The organism is Flavobacterium sp. (genome assembly GCF_025352425.1).
Classification (GTDB): domain Bacteria; phylum Bacteroidota; class Bacteroidia; order Flavobacteriales; family Flavobacteriaceae; genus Flavobacterium.
This window is the reverse complement of record NZ_JANXTI010000091.1, coordinates 21,318-27,395: the sequence shown is the minus strand read 5'-3', so window position 1 is coordinate 27,395 and position 6,078 is coordinate 21,318. Positions and strand designations below refer to the sequence as shown.

The window sequence follows — 6,078 nt, the reverse complement described above, 5'->3', positions numbered from 1 at the left end:
CTTTGGCACATAGTTATATGTTTTTTCGGAAAATTTATTTATTGATATTACAGCGTCGTCTTTGCCGAGTCAGCCTATTTTTATGGAAAATACGTTTGCATTAAGTTTTGAGACTTTACATCAAACCTTCCTTTAGTTATTTCTATTTCATCACTAGGATTTTGAATATTTCGCACTTTACAATTAAAAGTTCCCGAAAGAATAACCCCTGCAGAAGGATTATAAAATGTTATTTTTAATAGCCCTGAATTTTCAAAAGAAACATATTGCTGGTAAGAATTGGTAGTTTTGTCAAAAATCACACAATGCATGTAATTTTGATCTAATCCGCCACCTTCGGTACTATTTAATCCATTAGACTCATTTATTATGTAATCTCCAGTTCCATGAATTGCTACCTCTTTCATGTGTAGTAAAAAACTAGCTCTACGAGGACTCTTTAAATCTCGAACCTCTAATTCTTTGTAAGCATTAGGATTTGCATCTCCACTTCCCCACATAATTGCACCCCATGCTGGGTTAACAATATTATTGTTTCCAGATCTAGGAATTAATAATCTCCCATCTATCAAACAGCCAAAGGTATTGGCGCCTGTTTGTGTTTCGGGTGGCAAGCCGTCTTCGGGGTTGCTGTCGCTGCTGCATCCTATTAGCAATAGCAATAATGCTAGTATAAGTGTGTGTTTCATAATGTTACGTTTTTTGGTTAATAAATAACTTTCTTTACTGTTTGTAAACTATTCTTTGGTGAAGTTAGAAAATTCAAAAATACCATAGGTACACTAAAGGTGTACATTTAATGAAATGATTTTTAAAAAAATGTTTGAAAAAGTAACTTTCAATAAAAAACCCCGAGCTTACACTCAGGGTTTTTTATTTTAAATATATTTTATTTTATGACAAAGCTGCTTTTACCTGGTCCGCGGCTTCCTGAAATTGTGTAGCTGATAAAATTGGCATTCCTGAATTATCAATTAATTCTTTTGCTATTTCAGCATTTGTTCCCTGAAGACGTACAATGATTGGTACTTTAATAGCATCGCCCATGTTTTTATACGCATCAACAACACCTTGTGCAACACGGTCGCAACGAACAATTCCGCCAAAGATATTGATAAGGATTGCTTTTACGTTTGGGTCTTTTAGGATGATTCTGAAGGCTGTTTCCACACGTTTTGCATCTGCAGTTCCACCCACGTCAAGGAAATTTGCTGGTTCAAAACCTGCATATTTAATTAAATCCATTGTTGCCATTGCTAATCCGGCACCGTTAACCATACAGCCAACAGTTCCGTCTAGGTCGACATAGTTTAGGCCAACTTCCTTTGCTTCGACTTCGATTGGGTTCTCTTCCCGAATGTCACGCATATCGGAATATTTCGGCTGACGGAATAAAGAATTATCATCAATATTTACTTTAGCATCAACAGCCATTATTTTATTATCCGAAGTTTTTAAAACCGGATTAATTTCAAACATGGAAGCATCAGAGCCCACGTAAGCATTATATAATGAGTCAACAAACTTCACCATTTCCTTGAAAGCATTTCCTGAAAGGCCAAGATTAAAAGCAATCCTACGTGCCTGGAAACCTTGCAATCCAACTGACGGATCAATTTCTTCGGTAAAGATTAAATGTGGAGTGTGCTCTGCAACTTCTTCAATATCCATTCCGCCTTCGGTAGAATACATAATCATGTTTCTGGCTTTCGCTCTGTTTAAAAGAACAGACATATAAAACTCTTTGGTCTCACTTTCTCCGGGATAATAAACATCTTCAGCGATTAACACCTTATTCACGCGCTTTCCTTCGGGAGGTGTTTGAGGTGTTTTTAACATCATCCCAATTATTTGTTCTGAGATTTCTTCGACTTGCTGTAAATTTTTTGCCAACTTTACGCCACCGCCTTTTCCTCTTCCACCTGCGTGAATTTGTGCTTTGATAACATGCCAGCCTGTTCCTGTTTCAGCGGTTAATTGTTTTGCAGCAGCAACAGCTTCAACCGGATTATTAGCAACAATGCCACGCTGAACGCGAACGCCATAACTTGCTAAGATTTCTTTTCCTTGATATTCGTGTATGTTCATATTTATGAGTTTTATTTGAAAAACTGAGTGTTAATTCCTTAAATGTGCCACAAAAGTAATTAATTTAGAATCAAACCGAAAGGAAATGTTTCGTGATTTATTAGTTGACAATTTTTTGATTGTATTGGGTAAAAATTCATTACAACATCTTTAACTCCTTAACCTCAAAATGCATTGTCCGGTCATCATCAAGCATTACCTCAAGTTTACCATCACGAGTGACTTTCTTAATTATGCCCATAAAACGATTTCCATTTTTATCTTCAAAAGGCGATGGATAATCTTTTTTAAAAAGAGAATCGTCATATTCTTTCCAGAGAGAATCAGGATGATTTTTTAAAGTTACACTATTTACTTCTAAAGAATCTTTTATAAGAATCGCAATCGCTTCCTGTTCATACGTTTTTCCTGTTATGCATTTTAACGAAGTCGCTTGAGGAAGATTTTCAAAATTAGTTTGGTTTAAATTTAACCCAATGCCAATGATAGCTGTAAAACTGCCATCGGGCTTTATGATATTTTCAATCAGTATGCCTGCCACTTTCTTAGAATCTGCCATAATGTCGTTGGGCCACTTTATAGCAACATTTGGTATTTGAATATTTTTTAAAACTTGTAGCACCGACACCGCAACGGCGATATTAAAATCATAAATATTATGGTTGTTCGGCTGGATACCTTTGACCAAAACACTCATAATAAGATTTTTACCAGGTTCAGAAATCCATTTTGCGCCCATTTGTCCTTTGCCTTTGGTTTGTTCCTTTGCTATGACAATAGTGTAATCCTCCACTGCTGATTCCTTAAACAAATGCTTTAAAAAGTCATTTGTCGAATCTATGGCATTGAGTTTGATTAAAGGCATGACAGAATGGTAAATATTAGTTAATTTTAAACTTTTGTTAAGCAAAAAGTAAATACAAAAGTAATACATTTGCAAAACATACATAAATTATAAATGACGAAGAAAACGGTTAACACAGATGTTCTTTTGGCGAACATCATAAAAGGAATAGAAGAAGTAAAAGGAAATGATATTGACATCCTCGATTTAAGAGCCATTGATACAGCAGTTTGTGATTACTTTATAATCTGTAACGGTAGTTCAAATACACAAGTTAACGCAATTGTTAACTCCATCCAAAAATTAGTTTCTAAAGAATTAAAAGATAAGCCATGGCACGTTGAAGGAGCGGACAATGCTGAATGGGTTTTAATGGATTATGTTAATATCGTTGTACATGTTTTTCAAAAACAAATTCGCGAATTTTATAACATAGAAGGACTTTGGGGCGATGCCAAAATAACTACAATCCAAAATAAATATTAAAAATAGTTCATAGTATAAAAAATGGCTAACGAAAAAAAATCCAATAATTTCAAAATAAATCCTATATTAATATACGTAATAGTTATTGCCGGGTTTATTGCGCTTAATTACTTCGGCGGTTCCGGTTTTCAAGACAGTACCAAGATATCTTCTTCAAAATTTGATGAGTATTTAAACAAAGGACAAATTGAAAAAGTAATTGTCTATAATAATACCCAAGGGGAAGCTTATTTGACCAAAGCGGCTTTAACAGATAAGGCAAATGCTAAAGTGTCCAAAGATATGTTGGGCAATGCAAACAAGGGGCCACACTTTTCTTTTGATACTGGTAACCAGGAAAGTTTCCAGAAAAAAATTGAAAAAGCTAAACAAGAAGGGAAAATTAAAGACTTTGATTTCCAGGCTAAAAGCAATTGGTCAGAACTCCTGATTACGTTATTGCCTTTTATTATCATTATTGGAATTTGGATATTAATCATGCGTCGAATGTCCGGTGGAGCTGGCGGTGGCGGTGGCCAAATCTTCAACATTGGAAAATCGAGAGCCAAACTTTTTGACGAAAAGACAGAAGTAAAAACAACTTTTAAAGATGTGGCGGGATTAGAAGGTGCCAAAGAAGAAATACAGGAAATTGTAGAATTTCTTAAAACTCCGGAAAAATACACCATTCTTGGTGGTAAAATTCCAAAAGGCGCACTCTTGGTTGGTCCTCCGGGAACAGGAAAAACATTATTGGCGAAAGCCGTAGCCGGCGAAGCTAAAGTTCCTTTCTTCTCTTTATCAGGTTCTGATTTTGTTGAAATGTTTGTTGGTGTTGGTGCTTCTCGTGTTCGGGATTTATTCAAACAAGCCAAAGATAAAGCGCCATCCATAATTTTTATAGATGAGATTGATGCCGTGGGTAGAGCCAGAGGGAAAAACAATATGTCGGGTGGTAATGACGAACGTGAAAATACCCTGAACCAATTGCTTACAGAAATGGATGGTTTTGGCACCAATACACACGTAATCGTAATTGCTGCAACCAACAGAGCAGACGTTTTAGACAAAGCTTTGATGCGTGCAGGACGTTTTGACAGACAGATTTATGTTGACTTACCGGACATCCGCGAAAGAAAGGAAATTTTTGAAGTACACTTAGCACCGCTTAAAAAAGTAGAAAATTTAGACACTGAATTTTTAGCCAAACAAACACCTGGCTTTTCGGGTGCTGATATTGCTAACGTGTGTAACGAAGCCGCATTAATTGCAGCCAGAAATAACAAAACTGCTGTAGACAAGCAGGACTTTTTAGATGCCGTTGACCGAATTGTTGGTGGATTAGAAAAGAAAAATAAAATTGTTACCACTGAAGAGAAGCATGCTATTGCCGTTCACGAAGCGGGTCATGCAACCGTAAGCTGGATGCTCGAACATGCTGCTCCTTTAATAAAAGTTACCATTGTTCCTAGAGGACAAAGTTTGGGTGCAGCCTGGTACTTACCTGAGGAAAGGTTAATTGTGCGTCCGGATCAAATGCTTGATGAAATGTGTGCTACTATGGGTGGAAGGGCAGCAGAGAAAGTTGTTTTTAATAAAATTTCAACCGGGGCTTTGAGCGATTTAGAAAAAGTAACCAAACAGGCGCGCGCTATGGTTACCATTTATGGTTTGAATGACAAAATAGGTAACATAACGTATTATGACTCAACCGGACAGAGTGAATATAGTTTTTCAAAACCATATTCTGAAGAAACCGCATTAGTAATTGATAAAGAAATTTCGATTATGATTGAAAATGAATATCAAAGAGCGATAAAAATTTTAGAGGATAACAAGGAGAAACTGGAACAGCTTGCTGCAATCCTGATAGAAAAAGAAGTTATTTTTAAAGATGATTTAGAAACTATTTTTGGGAAAAGACCTTTTAACATTCCGCCGGAAGAAACAGATATAGTTTAATCAAAGTATTTTCACAATTTTTTAAAATCTTAATTCAAAACATACTTTTGAATTAAGATTTTTTTATCTTTGGAGGATTTCAATTTTTAAACACGATTATACCCAAACGAGCATGAGTCTTTTCAGAAAATTTTTTGGCACCGGTAATGATGCCTCTGACGAAGAAAGTCAAAGCGAATTCAACAATACTCCTTCAAGCTTTTCATTACTTCCGGTAGATGAAAAATTCACTTATAACTTCAAAAAAAATGGCGGTAAGTTTTTATACTGTGAAAACTTAAACGAAGTAAAAGATCAGTTTCTGAATATCTTAGAAGAAAATGATTGGTTTGAATGCGACGCTCTTTGCTATGAGCCAAAGCTTTATAGCATGTTGGACGAAAATAAGCTGAAATACGATAAACCCAGCAGTCCAAAATTTTTATTCGCCAGTTGTGAAAATCTGATTGCAGATGAAGGTTCAGTCCTTTTTTCGTCGAATCAAATCAAACAAAACAAACCAAATGATTTACCAAACAACATCATTATCTTAGCAACAACAAGTCAAATTTTAGAAGCAAAAAGTGATGGGCTACGAGTAATTAAAAAGAAATACGAAAAAGACTATCCAACAAATATTACCACAATAAAATATTTTGAGAAAGCAAAAGACGAGGACTTTCTTCAATATGGAAGCACTGCAAAGAACCTATACTTGCTGCTTCTAGAAGATTTGTAAA

General features: G+C 35.5%; 6 protein-coding genes. 3 read left to right on the top strand and 3 right to left on the bottom strand.

The window, feature by feature from the left end; translation table 11 throughout:
* Positions 1 to 80: 80 nt before the first annotated feature.
* From Q0Q99_RS11465 to Q0Q99_RS11455, 3 genes are all read right to left on the bottom strand, one after another.
* Complete coding sequence (locus tag Q0Q99_RS11465; protein WP_293895963.1) at positions 81 to 689, bottom strand: hypothetical protein; 609 nt, start codon at positions 687 to 689, stop codon at positions 81 to 83.
* Between the two features lie 205 nt (positions 690 to 894).
* Positions 895 to 2,088 carry an ADP-forming succinate--CoA ligase subunit beta gene (gene sucC / locus Q0Q99_RS11460; RefSeq protein WP_293895960.1) on the bottom strand — a complete coding sequence of 398 codons (1,194 nt, stop codon included), beginning with the start codon at positions 2,086 to 2,088 and terminating at the stop codon, positions 895 to 897.
* Between the two features lie 139 nt (positions 2,089 to 2,227).
* Positions 2,228 to 2,953: a biotin--[acetyl-CoA-carboxylase] ligase gene (locus Q0Q99_RS11455; protein ID WP_293895957.1), complete on the bottom strand. Its 726-nt coding sequence runs from the start codon at positions 2,951 to 2,953 to the stop codon at positions 2,228 to 2,230.
* Between the two features lie 93 nt (positions 2,954 to 3,046).
* Here Q0Q99_RS11455 and rsfS point away from each other — a divergent pair, with 93 nt between their 5' ends.
* The 3 genes from rsfS (at position 3,047) to Q0Q99_RS11440 (ending at position 6,077) form a co-directional block, all read left to right on the top strand.
* Positions 3,047 to 3,418 carry a ribosome silencing factor gene (gene rsfS, locus Q0Q99_RS11450; protein ID WP_293895954.1) on the top strand — a complete coding sequence of 124 codons (372 nt, stop codon included), beginning with the start codon at positions 3,047 to 3,049 and terminating at the stop codon, positions 3,416 to 3,418.
* A gap of 21 nt (positions 3,419 to 3,439) precedes the next feature.
* Positions 3,440 to 5,359, top strand: coding sequence for an ATP-dependent zinc metalloprotease FtsH (gene ftsH / locus Q0Q99_RS11445; RefSeq protein WP_293895951.1), 1,920 nt, complete (start codon positions 3,440 to 3,442; stop codon positions 5,357 to 5,359).
* Positions 5,360 to 5,471: 112 nt separating this feature from the next.
* A complete protein-coding gene (locus Q0Q99_RS11440; RefSeq protein ID WP_293895949.1) occupies positions 5,472 to 6,077 on the top strand; it encodes a lactate utilization protein B/C in 606 nt (201 codons plus the stop codon).
* The last annotated feature ends 1 nt before the right edge of the window (position 6,078 follow it).

What these genes read in the sequence shown, in the direction of transcription:
- Q0Q99_RS11440 (WP_293895949.1), top strand. Translation starts at nt 5,472, where the DNA reads ATGAGTCTTTTCAGAAAATTTTTTGGCACCGGTAATGATGCCTCTGAC.
- rsfS (WP_293895954.1), top strand. Translation starts at nt 3,047, where the DNA reads ATGACGAAGAAAACGGTTAACACAGATGTTCTTTTGGCGAACATCATA.
- Q0Q99_RS11465 (WP_293895963.1), bottom strand. Translation starts at nt 689, where the DNA reads ATGAAACACACACTTATACTAGCATTATTGCTATTGCTAATAGGATGC.
- Q0Q99_RS11455 (WP_293895957.1), bottom strand. Translation starts at nt 2,953, where the DNA reads ATGCCTTTAATCAAACTCAATGCCATAGATTCGACAAATGACTTTTTA.
- sucC (WP_293895960.1), bottom strand. Translation starts at nt 2,088, where the DNA reads ATGAACATACACGAATATCAAGGAAAAGAAATCTTAGCAAGTTATGGC.
- ftsH (WP_293895951.1), top strand. Translation starts at nt 3,440, where the DNA reads ATGGCTAACGAAAAAAAATCCAATAATTTCAAAATAAATCCTATATTA.